This window comes from Rhodococcus xishaensis (assembly GCF_004011825.1).
Taxonomy (GTDB): Bacteria; Actinomycetota; Actinomycetes; order Mycobacteriales; family Mycobacteriaceae; genus Prescottella; species Prescottella xishaensis.
Genome location: NZ_RKLO01000003.1, coordinates 134,196 through 157,687, shown reverse-complemented (window position 1 = coordinate 157,687; position 23,492 = coordinate 134,196). Strand labels below are relative to the sequence as shown.

The 23,492-nt window shown below is 67.5% G+C and carries 21 protein-coding genes and 1 riboswitch; of the genes, 10 read left to right on the top strand and 11 right to left on the bottom strand.

The window, feature by feature from the left end:
- Nucleotides 1–7: 7 nt before the first annotated feature.
- Complete coding sequence (locus EGT50_RS08165) at nucleotides 8–955, bottom strand: hydroxymethylglutaryl-CoA lyase (protein ID WP_127952756.1); 948 nt, start codon at nucleotides 953–955, stop codon at nucleotides 8–10.
- Entirely contained in the window at nucleotides 955–2,190 is a 1,236-nt protein-coding gene (locus EGT50_RS08160) for a CaiB/BaiF CoA transferase family protein (RefSeq protein WP_127952753.1), read from the bottom strand. The genes EGT50_RS08165 and EGT50_RS08160 overlap by 1 nt, the downstream gene beginning before the upstream one ends.
- A 130-nt stretch (nucleotides 2,191–2,320) precedes the next feature.
- Here EGT50_RS08160 and EGT50_RS08155 point away from each other — a divergent pair, with 130 nt between their 5' ends.
- Nucleotides 2,321–3,196: an SDR family NAD(P)-dependent oxidoreductase gene (locus tag EGT50_RS08155; protein WP_127952750.1), complete on the top strand. Its 876-nt coding sequence runs from the start codon at nucleotides 2,321–2,323 to the stop codon at nucleotides 3,194–3,196.
- Between the two features lie 76 nt (nucleotides 3,197–3,272).
- Nucleotides 3,273–4,451: a hypothetical protein gene (locus EGT50_RS08150; RefSeq protein WP_127952747.1), complete on the top strand. Its 1,179-nt coding sequence runs from the start codon at nucleotides 3,273–3,275 to the stop codon at nucleotides 4,449–4,451.
- A 56-nt stretch (nucleotides 4,452–4,507) separates the two neighbouring features.
- Here the strand turns inward: EGT50_RS08150 and EGT50_RS08145 are convergent, their stop codons facing one another.
- Nucleotides 4,508–5,194, bottom strand: a complete 687-nt coding sequence (locus tag EGT50_RS08145) for an SDR family NAD(P)-dependent oxidoreductase (RefSeq protein ID WP_127952744.1) — start codon at nucleotides 5,192–5,194, stop codon at nucleotides 4,508–4,510.
- Nucleotides 5,195–5,509: 315 nt separating this feature from the next.
- Between EGT50_RS08145 and atzF the strand changes: the two genes are divergently transcribed.
- Both atzF and EGT50_RS08135 read left to right on the top strand, forming a co-directional pair.
- Entirely contained in the window at nucleotides 5,510–7,258 is a 1,749-nt protein-coding gene (gene atzF / locus EGT50_RS08140; protein WP_235870648.1) for an allophanate hydrolase, read from the top strand.
- 102 nt (nucleotides 7,259–7,360) lie between these two features.
- Entirely contained in the window at nucleotides 7,361–8,059 is a 699-nt protein-coding gene (locus tag EGT50_RS08135; protein WP_127952738.1) for a GntR family transcriptional regulator, read from the top strand.
- A gap of 13 nt (nucleotides 8,060–8,072) precedes the next feature.
- Here the strand turns inward: EGT50_RS08135 and EGT50_RS08130 are convergent, their stop codons facing one another.
- Nucleotides 8,073–8,345, bottom strand: a complete 273-nt coding sequence (locus EGT50_RS08130; RefSeq protein ID WP_127952735.1) for a chorismate mutase family protein — start codon at nucleotides 8,343–8,345, stop codon at nucleotides 8,073–8,075.
- Between the two features lie 243 nt (nucleotides 8,346–8,588).
- Entirely contained in the window at nucleotides 8,589–9,353 is a 765-nt protein-coding gene (locus EGT50_RS08125; protein ID WP_127952730.1) for an SIR2 family NAD-dependent protein deacylase, read from the bottom strand.
- Nucleotides 9,354–9,456: 103 nt separating this feature from the next.
- Between EGT50_RS08125 and EGT50_RS08120 the strand changes: the two genes are divergently transcribed.
- The 5 genes from EGT50_RS08120 to EGT50_RS08100 all read left to right on the top strand — a co-directional run bounded on the left by EGT50_RS08120 (nucleotide 9,457) and on the right by EGT50_RS08100 (nucleotide 14,504).
- Entirely contained in the window at nucleotides 9,457–10,329 is an 873-nt protein-coding gene (locus EGT50_RS08120; RefSeq protein ID WP_127952727.1) for a uracil-DNA glycosylase, read from the top strand.
- A 49-nt stretch (nucleotides 10,330–10,378) separates the two neighbouring features.
- Complete coding sequence (locus EGT50_RS08115; protein ID WP_127952723.1) at nucleotides 10,379–10,897, top strand: VOC family protein; 519 nt, start codon at nucleotides 10,379–10,381, stop codon at nucleotides 10,895–10,897.
- Between the two features lie 282 nt (nucleotides 10,898–11,179).
- Complete coding sequence (locus tag EGT50_RS08110; protein ID WP_127952720.1) at nucleotides 11,180–12,244, top strand: alpha/beta hydrolase; 1,065 nt, start codon at nucleotides 11,180–11,182, stop codon at nucleotides 12,242–12,244.
- A 223-nt stretch (nucleotides 12,245–12,467) separates the two neighbouring features.
- Nucleotides 12,468–13,262 (top strand): hypothetical protein, encoded by a 795-nt coding sequence (locus EGT50_RS08105; protein WP_127952717.1) that lies wholly within the window; start codon nucleotides 12,468–12,470, stop codon nucleotides 13,260–13,262.
- Nucleotides 13,263–13,673: 411 nt separating this feature from the next.
- Complete coding sequence (locus EGT50_RS08100) at nucleotides 13,674–14,504, top strand: hypothetical protein (protein WP_127952714.1); 831 nt, start codon at nucleotides 13,674–13,676, stop codon at nucleotides 14,502–14,504.
- A 98-nt stretch (nucleotides 14,505–14,602) separates the two neighbouring features.
- Here EGT50_RS08100 and EGT50_RS08095 read toward each other — a convergent pair whose 3' ends face one another.
- The 4 genes from EGT50_RS08095 to EGT50_RS08080 form a co-directional block, all read right to left on the bottom strand.
- The gene (locus EGT50_RS08095; RefSeq protein WP_127952711.1) at nucleotides 14,603–15,376 is read right to left on the bottom strand and encodes an ABC transporter ATP-binding protein; all 774 of its coding nucleotides are present in this window, start codon (nucleotides 15,374–15,376) and stop codon (nucleotides 14,603–14,605) included.
- Nucleotides 15,369–16,184: an ABC transporter permease gene (locus EGT50_RS08090; protein ID WP_127952706.1), complete on the bottom strand. Its 816-nt coding sequence runs from the start codon at nucleotides 16,182–16,184 to the stop codon at nucleotides 15,369–15,371. Before EGT50_RS08090 ends, EGT50_RS08095 begins: the two co-directional genes overlap by 8 nt.
- The gene (locus tag EGT50_RS08085) at nucleotides 16,162–17,181 is read right to left on the bottom strand and encodes an ABC transporter substrate-binding protein (protein WP_164873364.1); all 1,020 of its coding nucleotides are present in this window, start codon (nucleotides 17,179–17,181) and stop codon (nucleotides 16,162–16,164) included. The genes EGT50_RS08090 and EGT50_RS08085 overlap by 23 nt, the downstream gene beginning before the upstream one ends.
- Before the next feature lie 5 nt (nucleotides 17,182–17,186).
- Nucleotides 17,187–17,915, bottom strand: coding sequence for a TenA family protein (locus EGT50_RS08080; RefSeq protein WP_127952701.1), 729 nt, complete (start codon nucleotides 17,913–17,915; stop codon nucleotides 17,187–17,189).
- Nucleotides 17,909–18,005: riboswitch (TPP riboswitch) on the bottom strand. Its footprint overlaps the gene before it by 7 nt.
- 126 nt (nucleotides 18,006–18,131) lie before the next feature.
- Here EGT50_RS08080 and EGT50_RS08075 point away from each other — a divergent pair.
- Complete coding sequence (locus EGT50_RS08075; protein WP_408014628.1) at nucleotides 18,132–19,685, top strand: carboxylesterase/lipase family protein; 1,554 nt, start codon at nucleotides 18,132–18,134, stop codon at nucleotides 19,683–19,685.
- On the opposite strand, the gene EGT50_RS08070 is transcribed toward EGT50_RS08075, so the two are convergent.
- Both EGT50_RS08070 and EGT50_RS08065 read right to left on the bottom strand, forming a co-directional pair.
- Nucleotides 19,678–20,916, bottom strand: coding sequence for an MFS transporter (locus EGT50_RS08070; protein WP_127952695.1), 1,239 nt, complete (start codon nucleotides 20,914–20,916; stop codon nucleotides 19,678–19,680). The two genes, EGT50_RS08075 and EGT50_RS08070, sit on opposite strands and share 8 nt — an antisense overlap.
- Nucleotides 20,917–20,982: 66 nt before the next feature.
- A complete protein-coding gene (locus tag EGT50_RS08065) occupies nucleotides 20,983–23,490 on the bottom strand; it encodes an ABC transporter permease (RefSeq protein ID WP_235870646.1) in 2,508 nt (835 codons plus the stop codon).
- Between the last annotated feature and the right edge of the window lie 2 nt (nucleotides 23,491–23,492).

Genomic DNA, 23,492 nt, shown 5'->3' with positions numbered 1-23,492 from the left:
GGCCACGCTAGGACACTGGGCGCACCCACTCGAAAGCGTGTGCCTCGGAGCGGCTTCCCTCAGCAGTCCGGGACCGGTTGGGCTCGCCGAGTTCGGTGAGCATCGGCGTCGCGATGTCCACGAGGCCCGTCAAAGTCCGAGGCGTGAGCCACTCGGGGCGGGTCGCGAAAGCGATGTCTTCGGTCGAGGTGTTCCCACTCGCGCCCGGCGCGAACGGGCAGCCGCCGAGTCCGCCGAGGGAGCCGTCGACGACGGTCGCGCCCGACGCGATCGCAGCCAGGGTGTTCGCCACTCCGAGCCCCCACGTGTCGTGGCCGTGGAAGACGATGCGACGTTGGGGAGATTCGGTCCTCACTCGGGCGATGAGGGCTGCCACCTGTGCGGGGACGGCCTGTCCGAGGGTGTCGGCGAGCACGATGTCGTCGGCGCCGTCGGCTCGCGGGTCGTTCGCTATCGAGAGCACCCGGTCGGCCGGGACCTCGCCCTCGAACGGGCACGTGAACGACGTTGCGACACACAGTTGAATTCGCCCGCCGACCTCGCGGGTCAGCTCGATCGCGGCCGGCATCGCGGCGAGGCTGTCGTCCGTCGACCGGCCGATGTTGGCCCGGTTGTGCGACTCCGAGGCGGAGAAGCAGTACTGGAAGTTGCGGGCGCCCGCGGCCGCTGCCTTGTCGACGTGCCGTGGGGTCGCCACCCACACCCAACAGCGGTCCAGTTCCGCGGCGGTCAGCTCGGAAATCACCTCGAGCGTGTTCGCCATCGGCGGCACGAGGTCCGGTCGCGCCATCGAGCCGATCTCGAGTTCAGGAACCCCGAGGGCCAGCAGCCCGCGCGCGATCTCGACCTTGCGCTCGGTCGAGAGCGGTATTCCGGTCAGCTGCAGCCCGTCTCGTAGCGTGACGTCCCGCAGGATCGCCTGCGGGGTAAAGGAGTAGGTGTTGTCCGTGGTCATCACGCCTCCGTCTCCGCGATGATCCGGTCGATCTCGGCGCCGGACTTGCCGAGCACCGAAGCGAGGACCTCGCGGGTGTGCTCGCCCAGATCCGGTCCGACGTGGTTGATCGGCAGCGACTTCTCGCCGATCACCGGGACGATCCCCGGAAAGCCCACCGGCTGCGGCTTGCCGCCGCCGGTATCGACGTGGACCGTCTGAATCATGTTGCGTGCGTTGTATTGCTCGTCTTCGACGATGTCGGCGGCGGTGTAGATCGGACCGGACGGGACATTCGCCTCGTCGAGGATGCGCAGCGCCTCGTCGCGGGTGTGTCGAGACGTCCATGCGCCGATCGCGGCGTCGAGTTCGTCGCGGCGTGCCCAGCGCCCGGCGTTGGTCTGCAGTTCCCCGTCCGCTGCGAGATCGGGGCGTCCGATGGTCTCCATGTAGCGGTGGAAGATCGCGTCCCCGTTACCTGAGATGATGATGCTCGTGCCGTCGCTGCACGGGTACGCGTTGGACGGCGCGATGCCCTCCATGCGACCCCCCACCCGTTCACGTTTGACGCCGTATGCGAGGTAGTCGGGGACGAGCGATTCCATCATCGACATGATCGACTCGTTGAGAGCGACGTCGATGATCCTCTGCGGCAACGGGATCTGCTCGCCCGCGTTGGCGCCACGCCGATACAGGGCCATCACGGAACCGAATGCGGCGTACAGGCCCGCGATCGAGTCGCCGATCGACACACCCACCCGGACCGGGGGGCGGTCGGGGTCCCCGACGAGTTCCCGGAATCCACCGACTGCCTCGGCAACGGCGGCGAATCCCGGCCGCTGCGCGAGGGGGCCGGTCTGTCCGAACGCGGAGATCCGAGTGATCACCAGGTCCGGATTGGCCACGTTCAGTTGCTCTGGGCCGATGCCCCACTTCTCCAGCGTGCCGGGACGAAAGTTCTCGAGCAGGATGTCGCACTCGGCGGCGAGATCGAGCACGAGCGCTCGGCCCTCGTCGGAACGTAGATCCAGCACGATCGACTTCTTGTTCCGGTTGATCGTGCGGTACAACATCGACGTAGAGCCCGAATAGAGGCGCCAATTTCGCAGTTCGTCACCGGTGCGCGGCCGTTCGACCTTGATGACCTCGGCGCCGAAGTCTGCAAGCAGTCGGCCCGCGGTGGGGGCGGCGATGTAATTGCCGAGCTCGAGCACGCGGACGCCGTCGAGCGGCCGCGTCGGGATGTCGTGTGTCATTCCGCGATTCAAGCAGCTTCCGGCTCATCCTGTTTCAGGATCGCCGGGAGACGGCTTGTGCCACCTGTGCCACCTACGGTGTGCTCGGTGGGAAGCGGACCACACACCCTGTGGGGTCGCCCGACGACGGATGGAGTGCATGGTGGGGCTGAGATCGGATCGGATCGTTGTGGTCACCGGAGCGAGCCGCGGAGCCGGCAAGGGCATCGCGCTCGCCCTCGGCGCAACCGGCGCGAAGGTGTATGTGACGGGGCGGACCAAATGCGAGGGCGACGCGCCCCTGCCCGGCACCGTGTTCGCGACAGCCGAAGAGATCACGAGACGGGGGGGCGTCGGTGTGCCCGTGGTACTCGACCATAGCGACGACACCCAGGTCGAGGCGTTCTTCACCAGGCTGCGGGAGGAACACGGACGTTTGGACATCCTGGTCAACAACGCACTGGCCGTTCCGGACGCGCTGACGATGAAAGGACCGTTCTGGGAAAAGCCGCTGTCGCTGCTCGACCTGTTCGACGTCGGAATGCGTTCGAGCTATGTCTCGAGCTACTACGCCGCCCCGCTGCTCGTCGCCAACGGCGAGGGCCTCGTGGTGAACACGTCCTCGTTCGGTGGCACGTGCTACATGCACGGCCCCGCATACGGCGCGGGGAAGGCGGCGGTGGACAAGATGGCGCACGACATGGCTGTCGATTTCCGCCCGTTCGGCGTTGCTGTGGTCTCGATCTGGATGGGCCTGCTCAAGACCGAGCGCACGCTGGCCGCATTCGCCGCGAACCCCGGTGCGTACGACGGCCTGGCCGCGACCGCCGAGTCGCCGGACTTCACCGGCCGTGTCATCGACGCCCTCGCGAGGGACCCGGGGCTGATGAACCGCACTGGCCAGGTCCTCGTGGGCGCCGAGATCGCCCAGGAACTCGGCGTCACGGACATCGAAGGACAGCAGCCCCCATCGCACCGCCCGTTCCTCGGTAGCCCGCCTGTGTACAGCGACGCGGTCATCGACTGACGCTGCCGTAGAGGTCGCGACGGCTCCGCGAGATTTCTGGAACAGTGGTGAGCAGTAGGCCCCTCGAGGAGGCACCATGCCCGCACCCGATCCGTCCGACGACGCGACCCTGCGTCGGGAGCGCATCAACGAACAGGTTCGATGCTGGTGCGAGCGGGCACGTCTCGGCGGTCGGCATTCGCCGCTCTCGGACGCCGCGAGCGTCCTGATCGCGGCTGGACGTGTCGACGAATCCACACGCCAGATCCTTGCTGCCCGACGACGTGCCGGGCGCGCTCTCCCGTCGATCGGAGGATTCGGCGACCTGCGCCTGCTCGTCGACGAACATCGGCACATCGTGCGCAAGGTCGCCTCGCTGCGCTCGGGCCCCGTGCAGCTCGCCTACCGTTATCGGGCTGCGGATCTCCGCAAGCGACTCGACGGCCTGAAGTCCGCGATGACGATGTCCGGCATGCACTATGCAAGTGGTGTGCGGGCGATCCGCCGTGAGCGTCGCGACGGGCTACACCTCGACCCCGGTCAGCGCGACGCGCTGTTCGCTGCGTTGACGCGGACTCCGGCTCCGATGCCCGTACACCGCCGGCAGCTGCACGATCTGCGCAACGCGGTGCTCGAGGGAACGGCGTCACGGGTGGTGCGCGTGTCCGACAACACGCGGGTGCGAGAGGTGGGTCGCAGGGCCGCCGAGGTGCTCGAACGCGCGGTGGAATCAGACGATGACCGGTTCGTGGACCAATACGACACCCTGCTGTTCCTCGCCGGCACGTTGTACGACGGGATCGAGGGATCAGCGGCATGGCATTCGGAGCACTTTGCGGTGCAACGAGCTCAACTCGACCTCGCGGACGAGCTGACCCAGATCGCTGTCGACACCGTCGCGTTGCGGGGAATCTACGGCGAACTCGACGATGCGCTCGTCTCCACACCAGAGGCCCGGGAGCACGTGGCGTCCCGCCGTGACTCCCTCGTACCGGTGTGGGACCAGTTGGTCGAACGGGTCGCTGCCCTCGCACGGATCGGAGATCTGTTGTCACATGCCGAGACCCAGCTTCGAGCTGTGGCGTCCATGCGCTGGGCGACGAGTCTGGACACCCGGATCGACGAGCTGATCGCGCGCTCGGGCAGCCGGGAGTTGTCGGTGGAGAACACCCACCAGGTGGGTGACCAGCTCGGTGAAGTCGAGGGGCTGCTCCGCACCTTCCGGCACACACTGGGTGGTGACATCGCGGCACTGACGGCCCGCGGGCCACGGTAGCTCAGCGCACGGTAGCCCGGCCCCGGCTCAACGCTTCGAAGCCCTCCTCGGCGCCGTCACAATCCCAGCGGGATCGCGGCGCCCGTGATGGGTGCCGAGTCGTCCGAGAGAAAGAACGCGATCACCTTGGCGATTGCCGTTGGGTCGACCCAGCCCGACCTGTCGGACTTCGGCATGGCGGCACGGTTCGCGGGTGTGTCGATCACCCCGGGCAACAGGGCATTCGACCGGATGTGGTCCTTCTTGTACTCGACGGCGATCGACTCGGCCAGGGCGAGGACGGCGGCCTTGGATGTGCTGTAGGCGGTACCACCGGGGAACGGCTTGACGGCCGCGCCGGACGACATCGAGACCACCGAGCCGCCGCCGTTCGCGATGAGGTGCGGCAGTGTCGCGCGCAGCACAGCGTAGGTGGTGCGCACGTTCAGATTCAGTTGGCGGTCGATGGCCTCCAAATCAGCGTCGTGCGTGCGCGGCCCCGACTCGAAACCGCCGATGAGATTCACCAGTGCCGTCAGCGGAGCATCCGGATCGCCCGCGGCGACGTCGACGGCCGCGGTGAGTTCGGTGGGGGCGGCGACGTCGCACTGGACGAGCTCTAGTCGATCGTGGGTTTCGAGCCGGGCAGCCTTCGACGGCTCGGTGAACGGGGCTACTATTCGCCATCCAACCGACAGCAGATGATTGGTGACGTGAACGCCGAGTGCGCCCGTGCCCCCTGTGACAAATGCGGTTTCAGTCATCCTGAGCGTCCTCCACAGGTTTTGGCGCCGGCCGAGGGCCGGCGAGCGTTCCGAGGGAGCAGGTCACTTGCTGGGGTGGGGATCCGCGCGTGGTCGTAGGACGAGATCTCTTGTGGGTGCGGGTGTGTGGAGTCTAGAACACGGCTGACTCGGACGTATTGTGTGGAAGACCGCATGCGCGTCGGCGGGTTGCAGGTGGGCGCGCCGCCTCCCACCCGCCGACACGAGATCGTCACGTCGTGTAGCCCGCACGTAACACCAGGACACCTAGCGTATACGGCGACGTATACACGGTCGGGCCGACGTGCGGCCCGTATGAGAAAGCGGCCAACGATGACGACGACGCTCGACGCTACCCCTACCGAACGTGTGCGAACTGCCTTCGCCCGCGTCGCCGAGTGCGCTCGCCCAGAAGTGTGGATTCATCTGCGCCCGGAGTCCGACGTCCTTTCCGACGCGATGTCGGCAGAAGGCCGTGTCGCGGCAGGCGAGGAGTTGCCGCTGGCCGGGACCGTGTTCGCGGTCAAGGACAACATCGACGTCGCCGGGCTTCCGACCACCGCCGCCTGCCCGGAATTTGCCTACATCGCCGAGGCGACGTCGCCGGCTGTGACACGACTGCTGGACGCGGGCGCGGTCCTGCTCGGCAAGACGAACCTCGACCAGTTCGCCACGGGGCTCGTCGGCGCCCGCAGTCCCTACGGAATCGTTCGTGCCGCAGAGCATCCCGAGCGGGTCTCGGGAGGCTCGAGCTCCGGCTCGGCGGTGGCGGTCAGCCTGGGGTTGGTCGACTTCGCGCTCGGCACCGACACCGCCGGATCCGGCCGGGTACCTGCGGCGTTCAACCGCGTGGTCGGCATCAAGCCGACGCTCGGCCTGGTGCCGACGAGGGGCGTCGTTCCGGCGTGTGCCGACTTCGACAGCGTCACGGTCATGGCGCCGACTCTCGACCTGGCCGCGCATGCGATGTCGATCATGGTTGGACCGGACGCTGCCGACCCTCGGAGCCGGGTGTGGCCCAGGGATGTAGTGCTTGCCGCGCCGGGGCAGCCTCGTGTCGGGGTTCCGGTCGACGCACAGCTCGAGGTGCTCTCCGACAGCTACCGCCGTAGTTTCGCGGCGACCGTCGCATGCGTAGAGCAGGTTGGTATCGAAGTCGTGCGCGTGGACATCGCGCCACTCCTTGCGGCGGCGCGGCTGCTCTACGACGGCGCGCTCGTCGCCGAACGGTTCGACGCGGTAGGGGAGTTCGTGGTCGCGAACCCGTCCGCGGCTCTCGACCCCACCGTCGCCGACATCATTCGCCGCGCGGCAGACAAGCCGGCCCACGAATTCGTCCGTGACACTGGCTCCCTCATCGCCGCCAAGCACTACGCAGCTGAGCTGTTCGCCGACGTCGACGCGCTACTCCTGCCCACCACGACCGAGCATCCCTTCGTCGATGATGTCGTTGCCGACCCGCTCGAGATCAACCGCAGACTCGGCACCTTCACGAACTTCTGCAATCTGCTCGACATGGCGTCAGTTGCCGTGCCGGCGGCCGGTGAACCCGGGGAGTCGTTCGGTGTCATGACCGTTGCCCCCGCGTTCGGCGATCAGGTCGCGCTCGATGTCGCGGCTCGCGTCGCCGGAACCGACACTGCCGTCGTCGCACCGGACGAGGGAGTCCTGCTCGCGGTGTTCGGGGCGCACCTGCGTGGCCAACCGCTCCATCACCAACTGGAGGCGTTGGGAGCCCGGTTCGAGCGGGCCGCGGCGACAACGGACGACTACCTCATGGTCCGTCTGGACTCGGTGCCGCCCAAGCCGGGCCTGGTGCGGGTGCCCGAAGGTGGGGGACGGTCGCTGCCGGGGGAGTTGTACCGCATCTCGCAAGCGGGCCTGGGCGCCTTCCTGGCGGCGTTGCCGGAGCCTATGGCGCTCACCGCGATGACGCTCGCGGACGGCACGACCGCCGTCGGGTTCACGTGCACGCCGGCGGCGGCCGCGGCCGGCGTCGACATCACCGAGTTCGGGGGATGGCGTGCGTTCCTGGCCGGGGCCCCTGCGGGGACGGACGGGTAGCGTCGAATCATCAGGCGAGGGCATTCGGCAGCACCACGAACAGGAGACTCCCATGCCGCCTCTCTCGAACGCCGCGGCGCACCGAAGGACGGAGACCATGCGATGACCAGTCCAGGCGGACGCGCGGGGATCGGTCTGCGAGAGCAGGTCTATTTGGAACTGCGGGAGCAGATCATGACCGGACGGGTGGATCCGCACGCCCGGCTGGTGGAGGGACGGCTGTGTGAGTCGCTCGGGGTGTCGCGTACACCGCTACGAGAGGCGCTCGTGCGGCTGCATTCGGACGGCATCGTCATCCGGCGTGACGACGGGTATTACCCGATGTTTCCTGACCTCGACAGCATTCGGGACTTGTACGAGCTGCGGATCACGCTGGAGTTGCGGGGTATCGCGCGGCATATCGAGAACCCGGATCTCGAACTCGACCGGGCTCTGCTCGAGTCAGTTCGGCGACGGTGGCTCGACCTGAAGGCTGCCCCGCCGGAACCTTCCCCCGACATCGTCCAGCTGGACCAGCAGTATCACCTGGACCTGTCGACCGCGACCGGCAATCCGGCCCTGGCTCGCGCGCTGGCGAACGTCAACAGTCAGATCCGGCTCGTGAGGATGTACGACTACCAGACCCCGGAGCGGGTTGATGCGACGGTGACCGAACACCTCACCATCGTCGAACAGATCCTCGACGGTGAGTTGACGGCTGCGCTCGCGTCCCTGCGCGAGCACGTGGGTGAATCCCTGGAGGTCGTGGAGCAGCGAGCGGTTCAGGCGGTCACCGCGCACGCCCTCCACGGTCGACGCTGAGGCCGTCACGGCCTTACTGGGGGTCTTGCGTACCCAACCGGGCCAGCATGCGGTCCAGGGCGGACCCGTCGGTCCCGAGGTCCTCGAAGCGTGACGAGGCGTTCTCGGGCGCTTCCACTTCCACTTTCGCCAGGCTGCGGGCGATGTCGCTACGCCGGCGCACGGCAGCCAGGATCAAGGCATCAAGCTCGGCGATCTCCTGCTCGAGGCGGTCGAGCGTGGTCTCGTCGACGTCCCCCGAGGAGCCAGTGGCACGGACGGCGAGCGAATCGGTCTCAACGGACACAACGTCTCCTTAAGTCTCGGGCGGGCACGGCCAGCTGTGACCCAACTGTGACACTGTCTCACGGTTCGTCGCAGCGGTGGGCGATACGTTACAAATGTGTGCAATCCGCCAACTATTCATCGGTGGCGCCAGGCGCCCGATCCGATGGCCGTAGTGCACGTTCAGGTCACTCCGCGCGACCGCGAGTGACGCTACTCACGAGTACTCGCCGGTCGCGATTCACCTGTACTCGCCGGTAGCGACTCACCAGTACTCGCTGGTAGCGGCGACGAGGGCGGGAAGCCCGACGGCGGCCGTGGTGTGCCACGAGTGGTGGACGTGAGGGCTCAGGTTCGTCGCCTGCGGGTTGATCTCGACGACGGTGGCGCCCGACTCGATCGCGCGCAGCGGCAGAGTCGCCGCCGGATACACCACTCCGGACGTTCCGACAACGATCATCAGGTCGCACTCGTCGATCGCGTTCTCGGCCCGCTGCCAGTCCTCCTGCGGCATCGCCTCGCCGAACCAGACCGCGCCCGGGCGCACCTGTCCGCCGCAACTCGCACACTTCGGCGGCGGCACCGGGCCGGTGGGTTCGACGTCGAGACCGCCGTCCGACGGGTGCGCTGCGCCACACCTGCTGCAGCGTGGGGCGAACAGGCTGCCGTGCAGGTGCGCGGCAACCTCGCTGCCGGCGCGCTCGTGCAGGTCGTCGACGTTCTGGGTGACGATCGTCATCGGTACGTGCCGCGCCCACGCCGCCAGCGCGCGGTGGCCGTCGTTGGGTTGCACACGGCGCACCAAGCCCGTCCGCCACTGGTACCACGCCCACACCAGTCCGCTGTCGCGCCTCCACCCGTCCGGGCTGGCGAGTTGCTCCGCCTCGAACTTCTCCCAAAGGCCGGTCTGGGCGTCCCGGAAGGTCGGAATACCGCTCTCGGCGGACATCCCGGCGCCACTGAACACGACCACCCGGCGAGCGAGGCGGGCCGCCTCGACGAGTGCTGGATCGACGGTGTGCTGGTTCATGCCGTCGATTGTGCGGTCACGGCTCCTGTCATCGGCATCGGGGTGAACGGTGCGGAGAGCCGATCGGGTTGAATTGGCGCATGCCGACGCCAGTGTGGACCCGATGACCGGCGAGCTGCTGCCGCATCCCGGCACGGGTGAGCTGTTCGGATCCCCGGTACAGCCCGGTACCGGCTGGCCAGCCGATCCCGCGACCGCGGACACGCCCGTCGCGCGATGCGCCGAGGACGTGGTCGCTCAGGCTGCCGCCGCTGCAGACCTGGACGAGCTCGACGCCCGCGTGAGCGTGTGCCGGGCGTGTCCGCGGCTGGTGGACTGGCGCGAGCACGTCGCCGGCGTCAAACGCCGCGCGTTCGCCGACCAGCCCTATTGGGGGCGTCCACTCCCGGGTTTCGGTGACCCGCTGCCCAAATTGTTGATCATGGGCCTGGCACCCGCGGCGCACGGCGGGAACCGCACCGGACGGATGTTCACCGGTGATCAGTCCGGCGACTGGTTGTTCCGGGCCCTGCACCGCGCGGGCATCGCGAACAGCTCGATCGCCGAGCACGCCGCGGACGGACAGAAGCTGTTCGGCGCGCGGATGATCTCGGCCGTCCGCTGCGCGCCGCCGGACAACAAGCCGACCGTCGACGAACGGGACTGCTGCGCGGGTTGGTTGGACGCCGAACTCGCCGACCTGCTGCCGTGGGTGCGCGCCGTCCTCGCTCTGGGCTCCTTCGGCTGGGATGCGACGTTGAACGCAGTGCGTCGCGCCGGGGGGACCGTGCCCGCGCCCAAGCCGAAGTTCGGGCACGGGGAGATCGCCGTGCTGCACACCCCGGCCGGTAAGCCGCTCACCGTGATCGGTTGCTTTCACCCGAGTCAGCAGAACACCTTCACCGGCAAGCTCACGGAGGAGATGCTCGACGACGTGATGGGCCGCGCCAGGGATCTCGCCGGGCTCAGTTGGGGTTGCGGCGGCTCGGGACGATGACCGGACGCGGGTACCATCCCATCCACGTCGATCGTCGTTGGAGGTGCGCATGAGCCACGAGGTTCCGGAACCCGCAGTTCAGATGGGGTATGTCGTGGCGGACCTCGACGCAGCCGTCGACCACTGGATTACCGGCGCCCGCGTCGGTCCGTGGACCGTGTTCCGTGACGTGACCTTGCATGGGCGCTATGCCGGAGCCGACACCGTCGTGACCATGGACGTCGCGATGGGGTACACCGGCGCGCTTCAGATCGAACTCATGCAGATCACCTCGTCCACCCCTTCGCCGTACACGGACGGCGCGGGCGAACCGCTGCTCGGACCCCACCACATGGCGTGGATCACAGACGATCTCGACGAATCGCTCGCTTCCGCTCGCAGTCGCGGCCTCGAGGAACTGTTCGTTGCCGAGAGCCCCTTCACCCGGGTCGCGTATGTGTACTCACCGGCCCAGCCGGGGCTCGTCTTCGAGTACATCCAGAGCGCCGGGATGCGGGCGATGCTCGAATACGGGATCGAGCAGGCCCGCACCTGGGACGGGTCTGATCCCGTTCGAACGATCGGCTGAGGCCGTTGACCGGAAGAGGACACTCCGAGGCGAGCGGCTCGACCGCCCCGTAGCGCTGCGCTCGCCGCGCGATTCGGCGGTGGTTATGAGGCAAAGGGTTTGGGTGAACGAGAGCGTATCCGCTCGCATCACTCCACACCTGAACCTGAACTGGCGATGAACCTCGCTCAGGTGTCAAGGATCTGGACATCTACCGCCACGGGTCAGTATTGTGCTGTTCTGAAGTCGGTTGCGGGGGTTCCGATGCACGTATGGACGCGTGGGATCTTCATTGCGCGCAGCATGTTTCGAGGTTCAGGGGAGGACGTTCAAGTGACGAATTCGAAGGTTGGGCGCGCCCGCGCTCTGGCGGCTGCGGCGGTTCTGACTGCCGCGGCGCTGCTCGCAGCGCCGACGACGGCATTGGCACAAGTCGGTGCAGCCGCTGCGCCAAACGAGTCCGGGTCTTACCTGGCGAGATACACCCAGAGCTCCGACCGCAAAGTCAATATCTCGGTGTACTCGCCGTCGATGGACCGCAACATCCCTCTCGAGGTGATCCTGCCTGCGGACGCGAGTCAGCCACGGCCGACGCTGTATCTCCTCAACGGTGCCGGCGGGGGCGAGGACTCCGCGACATGGCAGCGAAAGTCCGACGTGATGGACTTCTTCAAGAACGAGAACGTCAACGTCGTGACTCCACTCGAGGGGGCATTCAGCTATTACACCGACTGGGAGAAGGACGACCCGAAGCTCGGCCGCCAGAAGTGGCAGACCTTCCTGCTCGAGGAACTACCGCCAGTAATCGACGAGCGGTTCGGCACCAACGGCATTCAGTCCATTGCCGCGATCTCGATGACCGCCACGTCGGTACTCAACCTCGCAATCGCCAAGCCCGGCTTCTACAAGAGCGTCGGCTCCTACAGTGGCTGTGCCGAGACGAGCACATGGGCAGGCCAGAGCGCGATCCAAACGGTCCTCGGCGTGCGTGGCGGTGTAGACGTCACCAACATGTGGGGTCCACTCGATGGCCCAGGTTGGGTGGCGAACGATCCGGTCATCAACGCTGAAAGACTGCGCGGAACCGAGCTGTACATCACGAGCGGCTCCGGTCTGCCCGGCCCCCACGAAACGCTGGACGGCCCCGGGATCAACGGCCAGGTTGGGACACTTGCCAACCAGGTCATCGTCGGCGGCGTCATCGAGGCCGCGACCAACTATTGCACCCACAATCTCGCCAGACGGCTCGCAGAGTTGAACATCCCTGCCGTCGTCGATTTCCGGCCCGGTGGCACCCATTCGTGGGGCTACTGGCAGGACGACCTACACAACTCCTGGCCGATGATCGCACGCTCGATGGGAATCTGAGGTCCTGAGCCCGCTTCACGAGGCGTCGTTCCCGTGGACCTAGGGAGGGGAGAACACGTTTCCCTGCTGGCGATTTCGGACAGGGTGCGGTCGGCTGTTGGTGACTTGCGACGGTCGAGAACTCGACGCAGGATTTCAGGCTCCCCCACTGTTGTGGTTTGTTGCAATACCGTGATCCCCGCCAGGCGCCCGTTCCGGGGGCCGTGATTGCGAGGAGGTATGCATGCGTGCTGCAAGAATCGGGATCGCAGGACTAGCTTCTTTGGCAATGTTGACGGGCGGTATCGCCCAGGCCAATCCGTTCGGTTCGGTCGGTGCGGCGGGTGGGTTCGGCGCGGTGGGTTCGTTCGGTTCGTCCGGAGGCGGGAGCTTGGGTGGGCCGACCATCCCCGGCACCGGCACCTTCGACGTCGGCGACGGGGAAGGCGAAGTCAAGCCCGGCATCTACCAGAACCCCGGCGTCGAGAACCAGATCTGTGGTTGGAACCGCCTTGCCCCCATCCTAATCGCCGCGGGCGGCACCGACCCAGGCAACGATCCCGATGAGATCGTGGCGTCCGCGGTGAGCATCGAGGAAACGGACACCGCGTTCGTCACGGACGGCTGCGCGGAGTGGAAGTGGGTGGCCCCGCTCGAGAACAGCACCGGATCGTTGGGTTCGACCGGGTCCCTGGGCTCGTCGGGGAGCCTGGGCAAGCCAACCATTCCCGGCACCGGCACCTTCGACGTCGGCGACGGGGAAGGCGAGGTCAAGCCCGGCATCTACCAGAACCCCGGCCTCGAGACTGATGTCTGTTTCTGGGCACGAACTGCCCCCGGCGTGATCGCCAATGGTGGCGCCAACACCAGCGTGGCGTCCGCGGTGATCATCGAGAAGTCAGACATGACCTTCGAAACCGACGGCTGCGCGGAGTGGAAGTGGGTGGCTCCCCTGCCGAACGACTCCGGGTCCTCCGGGTCCTCCGGGTCCGCCGGGGCTGCCGGGGCTGGTGGGCTCGTAGGGTCCGTCGGGTTGTAGGCCCGAATGACGTTGCCCCTGGACGGTTCCGGTGGTGAGGATGCCAACGTCCACCGCACGGGCCGTCCAGGGGCGCCGTGTTCCCTCAGCAATTGGGCGGTCTCGAGCCAGCAACCGCGATCTCGATGACCGCGGCCTCGGTCCCAGGATCAACGGCCAGGTCGGGGCACTGGCTGGCCAGAGCATCATCGGTGGGGCCATCGAGGCGGCGACCAACGTCCCTGGGGTACGTAGGGGGGAACGAACACGTTTCCGTGCAGGCGATTTCGGAGAGGGTGCGGGTGCGGCTATTGGTGGCTTGCAACGGTCGCGAACTTGACGCCGGATTTCCACCTCTGCGGTGGTTTGTTTCCAATACCGTGATCCGCGCCAGGCGTCCGCCCCGGGGGCCGTGATTGCGAGGAGGTATGCATGCGTGCTGCAAGAATCGGGATCGCAGGACTAGCTTCTTTGGCGATGTTGACGGGCGGTATCGCCCAGGCCAATCCGTTCGGATCGGTCGGTGCGGCGGGCGCGTTCGGTGCGGTGGGGTCGTTCGGTTCGTCCGGAAGCGGGAGCGTGGGTGGGCCGACCATCCCGGGCACCGGCGTCTTCGACGTCGGTGACGGGGAAGGCGAGGTCGCACCCGGCATCTACCAGAACCCCGGCGTCGAGAACCAGATCTGTACTTGGGCGCGCCTTGCCCCCTTCGCAATCGCCGCGGGCGGCACCGACCCAGGCAACGATCCCGATGACGATGTGGCGTCCGCGGTGATCGTCGAGGAAACGGACACCGGGTTCGTCACGGACGGCTGCGCGGAGTGGACGTGGGTGGCCCCGCTCGAGAACAGCACTGGGTCGTTGGGTTCGACCGGGTCGCTTGGCTCGTCGGGGAGCCTGGGTCAGCCGACCATCCCCGGCAGCGGCACCTTCGTTGTCGGTGACGGGGAAGGCGAGGTCAAGCCCGGCATCTACCGGAACCCGGGCCCCGAGCTAGGGAGTGATTTCTGTGTTTGGGAACGCACTGCCCCCGCCGGCCTGATCGCCGAAGGTGCCGCCGTGGACACCGTGGCATCCGCGGTGATCATCGAGAAGTCAGACACGACCTTCTTGACGAGCGACTGTACGGAGTGGAAGTGGGTGGCTCCCCTGCCGAACGACTCCGGGTCCACGGGGTCGGGCGCGGCTGCCGGGGCCGGCGGGTTCGTGGGATCCGTCGGGTCGTCGTCCCGAATGATGTTGCCCCTGAACGGATTCCGATAGCGAACACGCCGACGTGCACCGCACCGGCCGTCCGGGGGCGCTGTATTCCCTAGCAACCAGGCGGTCTCGAGCCAGCATCTGTGCCACCTGGGTCTTTGCTAGCGGGCAGACTCTTGCTCGGCCAGCGCCCGACGGGACTCCTCGTGCAGCACCTCGATGAGCTCGCGTTCGATCGCCACGAACTCGGGGGACGTGACCACCGAGAGTTCCCGTGGACGCGGCAGATCGACGACTACGTCGCGCCGTACGGTCGCCGGCCTGGCCGACAGGACGACCACGCGGTCGGACAGGAACACCGCCTCGCGGACGTCGTGGGTGATCATCAGTACCGTCCAACGGTACTGCTGCCACACGTCCTGCAACCACGTCTGCATCTCGGTGCGAGTCAGCGAGTCCAAGGCACCGAACGGCTCGTCGAGTAGCAGAACCGAGCGGTTCTGCACAACCGTGCGCAGCAAGGCTGCCCGCTGGCGCATTCCGCCCGAGAGTTGGTGGGGTCGAGCATTCTCGAAGCCTGCGAGCCCGAACCGTGGGAAGAGTTCGGCGGCGCGGGCGCGCGCCTGCTTACGGGGGACGCGCTGAACCTCGAGTCCGAGGGTGGTGTTGTCGAGGACCGTACGCCACGGGAACAGCAGATCCTTCTGGGGCATGTGGGCGCACGTAGGCGCAGACACGGTGCCGGAGTCTGGATCATCGAGACCCGCAACGATCCCGAAGATGGTGCTCTTGCCGCAACCACTCGGCCCGATCACGGACACGAACTCACCGGGTCGGACGCCGAGATCGACACCGTCGAGAACCCGTCGGTTACCGAAGGTCTTGGTGACGGAGAACAGGTCGACGATGGGCGTATCGGTCTGGATGTCAGTCATGGTGTCGGTCCCGGCTCGGTCGCATGGCCCAGGGTGCCACGACCCGTTCGATCGCGAAGGTACACAGATACAGTGCGACGCTGACCACCGCAGTGACCAGGACGGCCGCGAGCACCAGGTCGGTGCGGAACGAGTTCTTCTGGACGCTCATGTAGATGCCCAGTCCGGCACTCGCGCCGACGTACTCGGCGAACACCGCACCCACGACGGCATATGTCACGCCGATCCGCAGGGCGGTGAAGAACCGGGGGAGAGCCGACGGCAGTCGCACGTACCGGAACTGTTGCCAGCGCGTCGCGCCCATGCTGCGCAGCAGCGCGCCGGCATCCCGATCGGCTGCCGCGAAGCCCTCGATCAGGCCGATGGTCATCGGGAAGAAGGTCGCGAGGGCGATCACGAGGACCTTCGGCAGCAGACCGAAGCCGAACCAGATGATCATCAGCGGCGCGATCGCGATGATCGGTAGCGTCTGTGAGACGACGAACAGCGGGACGAAGGCGCGTCGGAGCCTGGGGGAGAAGTCGACGAGGATCGCGAGCGCCCAGGCTACGACGAGGGAGACCGCGAACCCCACGAGCGTGACCTGCACAGTGGCCCAAGCGTTGACGGCGATGTCGTCGCGGTGCATCCATCCCTGCTCGACCACCCGGGCGGGTGACGGCAGGACCTGTGGTCGGATCCCGCTCACCACGACATAGATCTGCCATGCCGCGACGAGCGCTATCACGACGACCGCGGCCGGCAGGAACCGGCGCACCGGTCCGTGTGCCGGTAGCGTTCCGCGACTAGGACGCTGCGAGGTACTCATCGGTGAAGTACGTCGACCAGTCCGGTTCGGTGGTCAGGGGATTGCCGTCGGGCCCGGCGAGCAGTCCGTTCTCGTACAGGAACCCGGAGTAGCCGGCCCACCGGTCCCGCGTCTGCGTGCCGACGCGGCCCGAGGTGTCCTTCATGTAGTCCGCGGCCAACATTCGCTGGCTTTCGTAGACCAGTGCCTCGTCGCTGAAGACACCTGGGTTGGCGTCGATCAAAGCTCGTGCGCCGCGGTCCGGATCGTCCGCCGCCACCTGGTAGCCGCGCTGAAGAGCTTCGACGAACTTGCGTGCCTGCTCGGGATGTTCGGCGAGCCAGGTCTCGTTCCCGTTGACCACGATCGCGTACGCGTCCGGGAAACCGAAGTCCGTGTAGTGGAAGTAGCGCATCGGGGTGCCACGGTGTTCCGCCTCGATGCCCTCCCACGCGAAGAACGACACCGTGAAGTCCGCCTGCCCGTCGTACACCGCCTCGTAGGCGGACGTCCCGAGCACGACGGTCTCGAAATCACCTGTACCGCCGTCATTCCGGATGACCTGGCGGAGAATCGCCTCCTCGCCGGGATCGCCGAAACCGGCGTAGATCTTGCCGTCGAGGTCCCTCGGCCGAGTGATGTCGGCCCGATCCGCCTTGACCCCGATACCGGTCGCCCAGTGTTGCAGCGGTGCGAGCACCGAGACGGTCTGTGCGCCCGCGGCCCGCGAGAACGTGGCCGCACCCTGGAAGCTGATCCCGAACTCGGCCCGCCCGGCGTCGACCAGGGTGTCCGGCGACGACTGGTTGTACGGCAGCACCTCGACGTCCAGCCCGGCGTCGCGGAAGAAGCCCTCCTCGAGCGCGAGGTACAACCCCGTGTGGTTCGTGTTCGGTGTCCAGTCCAGGGCGAACCTGATGGTGTCGGGCGAGTTGTCGGAACTGCCGCATGCGGTGAGGACGCCCAGCACCGACACCACGATCGCCGAAGTCGCCAGAGCGCGGCGCAGCCGCGACATGGTCCTCACGACGCCGGCCAGGACTGCTGGTTCAGGGAGGTGTCCCAGAACATGAACTCGTAGCGCGTCGCGATCACGAACGCGCGGATCATGGCCTCGCGCTGCTCGGCGGTTGCGGCGTCCGCGGCGGCGTCGACGAGGCTACGTGCCGACTCGACGGACTCGTGGAAGGCAGGATCGTCGTAGGTGGTCACCCACTGCGCGTACGGGTGCGACGGGTCGGCCGCGAGCACTTCGTGGGCGGTGGCGGCGAGGCGTCGCCCCACCACGGCGTAGATCCAGAAGCACGGCAGAACCGCGGCAGCCCCAACCGGGTACGGCTCAGTGGATGCGGTCGCGGTCAAGTACGACACGTACCCGAGGCACGCCGGTGAGTGCTCCGGAGCCTTCGTACTCTCGGGGAGCGCACCGCCGGCCAGGAGTTCGCCGTGCAGTTGACTTTCGACGACGGCGGCCGTCGCGGCCGACGTCGCCCAGAACGCCGCGGTCTGGGGATCCGGCGACTTGGTGGCCAACAGTGCGAGGGCTTTCGTGTACTCGGCCAAATACAGCGAGTCCTGCTCGATGTAGTGACGGAACACGTCGAGCGGAAGTGTGCCGTCACCGAGTCGGCGCAGGAACTCCATGTCGTCGATCAGGGCACGCAAATCGGCCGTGCGTTCCCACAGCAGATCGGTGAATCGAGCGCCTTCGGTGGCGGAATGGTCAGACGAGTCTTGGACAGGCGTTGCCATCGCCATGACATCCCTTCGTCAGCATTACCTGATGCAGGTTCCCGGGTGTGATCTCAGCCCCGCCCTTGCGGAGCACCCCGTGTCAGTGAACGTGCCGACCTTAGCACTGGAGGATTGGTACGTTTGAGGCGACGGTCCGTCGCGCAACGGACCCACCGGCAGTCGGCACCATCCCGTTCGGGAGGTCAGGAGGGTCGGGCTGTGGAGGTTGTCGAGGTGGGGGCGCTCAGGCAGCCCGATGCACTAGTTGTCGAGACACGGCTGGGCCCGGTCCGCGGGTATCCGGACGGCCCGGTCTTCTCGTGGAAGGGCATCCCCTACGCGATGCCGCCGACGGGAAAGTTGCGCTTCCGCAGCCCGGTAACGCCCGAGCCATGGAGCTTGGTGCTCGACGCCGGCGCATTCGGCGCGATGGCGCCACAGGGCCAGGACACCTCAGTCCCGCTCGATCCGTCGCTGCGGATCGATGAAGACTGCCTGACCATCAACGTGTGGGGCCCGCGTCCCGACGGCACGCCACGCCCGGTCATGGTCTGGGTCCACGGCGGCGCCTACTGCCTGGGGTCTTCCGCGCAGGCCGTTTACGACGGTCGACTGCTTGCCGAACGCGGCGATGTCGTGGTGGTCACCTTCAACTACCGGCTCGGGGCCCTGGGTTTCCTGGACTTGTCGTCGTTCTCGACAGCGGACCGTACGTTCGAGTCGAACCTGGGCCTGCGGGATCAGATCGCCGCCCTCGAGTGGGTGCGCGACAACATCGCCGCGTTCGGTGGTGATCCGACCGAAGTGACGCTGTTCGGTGAATCGTCGGGTGCCGGATCGATCACCACACTGATGACGGTGCCCAAGGCCGCCGGACTGTTCCATCGTGCGATCGCGCAGAGCCCGCCGGCTACGTCGGTGTACGGCGCCGAACGGGCTGCGACAGTTGCGCGACGGTTCCTGGAGATTCTGGAGCTGCCTGTGGGACGCGTGGCCGATCTCTTCGACATGCCTGCTGGGCAACTCGTCGAGGCCTGCGACATTCTCGTCAATGAGGTGCCGACACGGGTACCGGGAACGTTGGCCGTGGCCCCGGTCGTCGACCGTGACCTGGTCCCGAGGTACCCGGTCACTGCGTTCCAGCAGGGATATTCGCACCGGATCCCGCTGATCATCGGCTCCAACAAGGACGAGGCGTCGATTTTCAAGTTCACCGGCTCGTCGCTGATGCCGGTGAGTTCCGAGGCGGTCCAGCAGATGTTCGCGGGCCTGGCCGAGGACAATCCCGAGTTGTCTGCCGTACGCCTCGCCGAGATCGTCGCCGCGTATCCGGACTCGACCACATCACGAGGAGTACTGGCGATTTCGACCGATGCGGCCTTCCGGATGCCGGCCCTTTGGGTGGCCGACGCGCACAGTCGGCACTCGCCGACGTGGATGTATCGCTTCGACCACGCCACACCGATGCTCAAGGCAGCACGCATCGGAGCTGCACATGCAACCGAATTGCCCTATGTGTTCGGAACTTTCGGGACACTGAATCCGGATCCTACCTTCTGGCTCGGGGGTCGCAGGAGCGCGATCGAGGTAGCCGGGCGGGTGCAGCGGCGATGGCTCGCCTTCGCGCAGCACGCTGTCCCGGCCGCGCTCGATGGTTCCAAGCACTGGGCACCGTACACCCCGGAGACCCGGTTGACGCTCCTGATCGACCACCGCGACAGCCTCGTCGCCGACCCGGATCGCGAGATGCGCGTCGCGTGGGGGGACAAGGCGATGGGGTTCAGCTAGTTCTGTCCGTGTCGAGTTCGCGCAGCACCGGAAGCAACAGGCACAGTGCCGCGACAGCCACCACCGGAATCGCGAGCGTGAAGAACGTAGCGCCGATTCCGATTTGGTCTATGAGGGGACCTGCCAGCGCGAAGCCGAGCGGTCCTGCTGCATATGCGGTGGACGTCATGACGCCGACGACGCGCCCGCGCATGTGTTCGGAGCTGCGAGTCTGTATGGCCCAGTTGGTAATCGGCCCTACCGGTCCATACACGAGACCGATCACCACCCCCAGCCCGAGAAGCACCCACAGGGGCGGCAGGAACGCCATGCCGAGCATCGACAGGCCCAGGCCCGTCACTGCGACCAGCATCAAGGTCCGACGCCGCACGTGCGGGGCGAGTGCGCCGTAGGCCAGGGCGCCGATGAGTCCGCCGAGACTCATCGCCATCAGTACCCAGCCGAGCTGGGCGGGCTCGCCGAGGTCGGTGAAGTACTTGGGGAACAGCACCGACTCGATCGGCATGTACAACGCGACGATCACCATGTCCACCAGCGCCAGCGTGCGCAGCAGTCGATCCCGCCAGACGAACCGTAAACCGTCGAGCGTGCCCGACCAGATCGATCGCGGTCGAGTCGCGCGGTCGGGGCGGCCGGCGTGTTCGAGTCGTAGGAAGGCGATGGTCACGATCGAGAGCACGAAACACACCGCGGTGAGCCACAGCGTGCTCTCCGGACCGACAAGGGCAATCAGGACGCCCCCGGCCCCAGGGCCGATCAGGTACGCGACGTTGTAGTTGGCCTCGTAAAGGCTGTTGACGCGGTCGAGTCGCCACCCGGCGGCCTTCGTGGCCGCGGGCAGCATCGACTCTCGCGCCGAGATCCCGGCTGGATCGAACGTAGCGCCGAGTGCGGCGAGCACGGCGAGAATCGGCACCGACAGCCCCAGCGTGCCGCCGACGATGGGAATCGCGGACACCGACAGCGCCGAGAACCCGTCCGACACCAGCGAGGTGGCCCGGCGCCCGAACCGGTCGACGACCGTGCCCGAGAACAAGCTCGCGAACAACAGCGGGAGGGTCGCAGCGCCCGCGACGATGGCGGCATCAGTCGCTCGTCCAGTCTGTTCCAGCACCAGCCACGGCAGGGCGACGATCACGATGCCGTTGCCGGTCGCCGAGAACAGGGTGGCGACGTTGAGCAGGACCAGCGGCCCGAGGCGCCGGGCCGCGGTCACTTCGGGTGCGGTCACGGCACCTGCCTTCGGTCTGTACGGGCGTCGAAGCCGAAGCTAGCAGGGCGGCCACGTCGGTCGGGTCTATTCGCCGGTGCCGATAGCGGCCGCCGGGTCTCGGCGCAGCACGGTTCGTGTGCCGATCGCGATCGCGCCGGCTCCCAGAGCCGCGGCGACACCGAGGATGAGGCCGTAGACGTCGGGCGAGATGCTCGGGATCGGGCGCCCTGAGACCGCGGCCGCTATTCCGGCGAGCGGCGGGAGGGCGACCACCGAGCCGATGACCGCTGCGACGAGGACAACGATCGCCGACTCGGCACCCATCATGCGGCGGACCTGACCTTTGCTCGAGCCCACCAGTTGCAGCAGCGCGAACTCCCGGCTGCGTTCGACGGTGGCGAGCACGAGTGTGTTCACCACCGCGATCGCGAGATAGGCGAGCAGCACCGCGAGCGCGACGACGTTCACCCAAGCCTGCTCGCGGCGCTGCTCCTGTCCGGCGACGGCGAACTCCGTACGGTCCGAGACCGTGACCCCGCCCATCGCGGTGATCGCGGCGCGGGCGTCGTCGATCCGACCGGGCTGCGCCGACACGAGGACCATGTCGGCCAGCCCGGTCGTGGTGTGCGCCCGGACCTGCGATGCCGGGAGCGTGACATCGCCGAAGGCGAGGCCGCGGCTGTACGTCGCTACCACCGTCGGGGTGACGAGTGTCCCGTCCCCGAGCCGGAGCGGGACTGTGTCGCCGATGTCGGCGCCCATCGCGTACGCGGCGTCCGTGCTGAGCGCGACGGTGCCGTCGCCGAGCTGCCCGAGGCTGCCGTCTCGGACGTCGAGATTCATGGTCGACTCCGTCGCCGCGGGGTCGACGCCCTGCGCCGGGTACGGCTCGGTGTACGGAGCCTCTCCGCCAACCTCGTAGAGGACCTGCGTACGGGTGACCGGGTTGGCCTCGCGTACAGCGGGATTGGCTGCGATGGCGTCGACCAGCGCGGGCGCCAGCCCGGAGGGAGCGGTGACGACGAGGTCCGCGGTGGTGCCGTTGCGGGACTGCTGGTCGGCCGCGGCGGCGACGGTGTCCTGCCCGAAGAGCTGCACGGCACCGATGGCGACGACGAGCGCCAGCGGGGTGATCGCCGCCGCGAGACGCCGCGCCCCGGCCCCAGAGTTCGTGGCCGCGAGGACGAGCGTCGGGGACGAGCTGCGGCGCAGGGGACCGCCGAACCATCGGATCGCGCCGGAGACCAGGATAGGACCCAACAGCGCCGCCGCAATGACCAGCAGCACAGCGGAGGATCCCGCACCCGCGAGCGCCGCCTGCCCCGGCAGCATGGCCGGCAGGAGCGACAGGAAGAGGCCGCCGGCAGCGACGACGAGACCGCTGAGCAGACGGACAGGTCCGATCGACCCGGGTTCGACGGCGGATTCGCATAGGGCCTCAGTGGGATCGAGTCGGGCCGGGCGTCCAGCCGCAACTGCCGCGGCGATCCGAGCGGTGACGACTGCAAGAAGCGCCCCGACTAGGGCAGGCAGCGGACCGTACGCGAGCGTGAAGTCCGTCGGTAGCACACCGGCTGCTGCGAACTGGGCCCGAAGCAACTGTGCGAGCGCGTACCCGGGACCCACGCCGACAAGTGCAGCGGCGCCGGCAACCCGAAGAACTTCGCCGCCGACCAGCCGGTGCACCTGACCGGGAGTGGCACCCGTGGCCCGCAACAACGCGAACTCACGCCGACGCTGCTGAATTGACAGCGACAGCGTGCTCGCGACCACGAACATCGCGATCGCCACCGCCAGTCCGGCGAACGATCCGGACAGCAGGATCAGGTTGTTGCGCGCCGCACCAGCGTCGAGGTATTCCGCGTCGCCGCGGGCGTCGCCCGTGTAGGTGTGGACGTCGAGTCCGGTGAGTTCATCGCGGGCCGTGGCGGCCAGTGATGCCGCGTCGAATCCTTCGTCAGCGAACAACCCCACCACCGACACTGCATCACCGTGCGGCCACATCTCGCGGGCGTCGAGGTCGGACAGAAAGATGGATGCGGGGCGGTGCGACGGCTCGGGCGTAGGAGCCGTGGCAATCCCGACTACCGTGTAGTCGCTGCCGATCCCACCGTGCCGCAAGGTGATTCGATCTCCTACGCTGCCGGTTCCGGTCACGACGACCTCGCCGGGCGCCGCCGGTGCGCGGCCGGACGTGAGCCGGTAGGGCGCAAGGGCCGCCGACGCCCAGCCGTGCCCGTCGAACACGGTGCCGTCGTCGGTGGTCAACGGCACGCTGATGTCACCCACCGCGGCGCGAACACCCGGAAGACTGGACAGCTCGCCGACGACGGCGTCCGGCAGCAACGCGCGCTCGACGTACGGGGGGTCGATGTCCTCGCGGACGTCGAGCGACTGCGCCGCGCCGACCACGACGTCGGCTCCCGCATAGCGGTGCGGGGGGACGCCGCCGCGGATACCCGACTCGAACAGCACACCGAGCGCGCAGGTGAGCAGGGCGGCGCAGAAGACCGCGACGAACACCGCCGCGAACCCGCCCGGGCGTCTACGGATGTTGGCACGTGCGAGCACGCGCAGACGAGGCCGGCGCACGC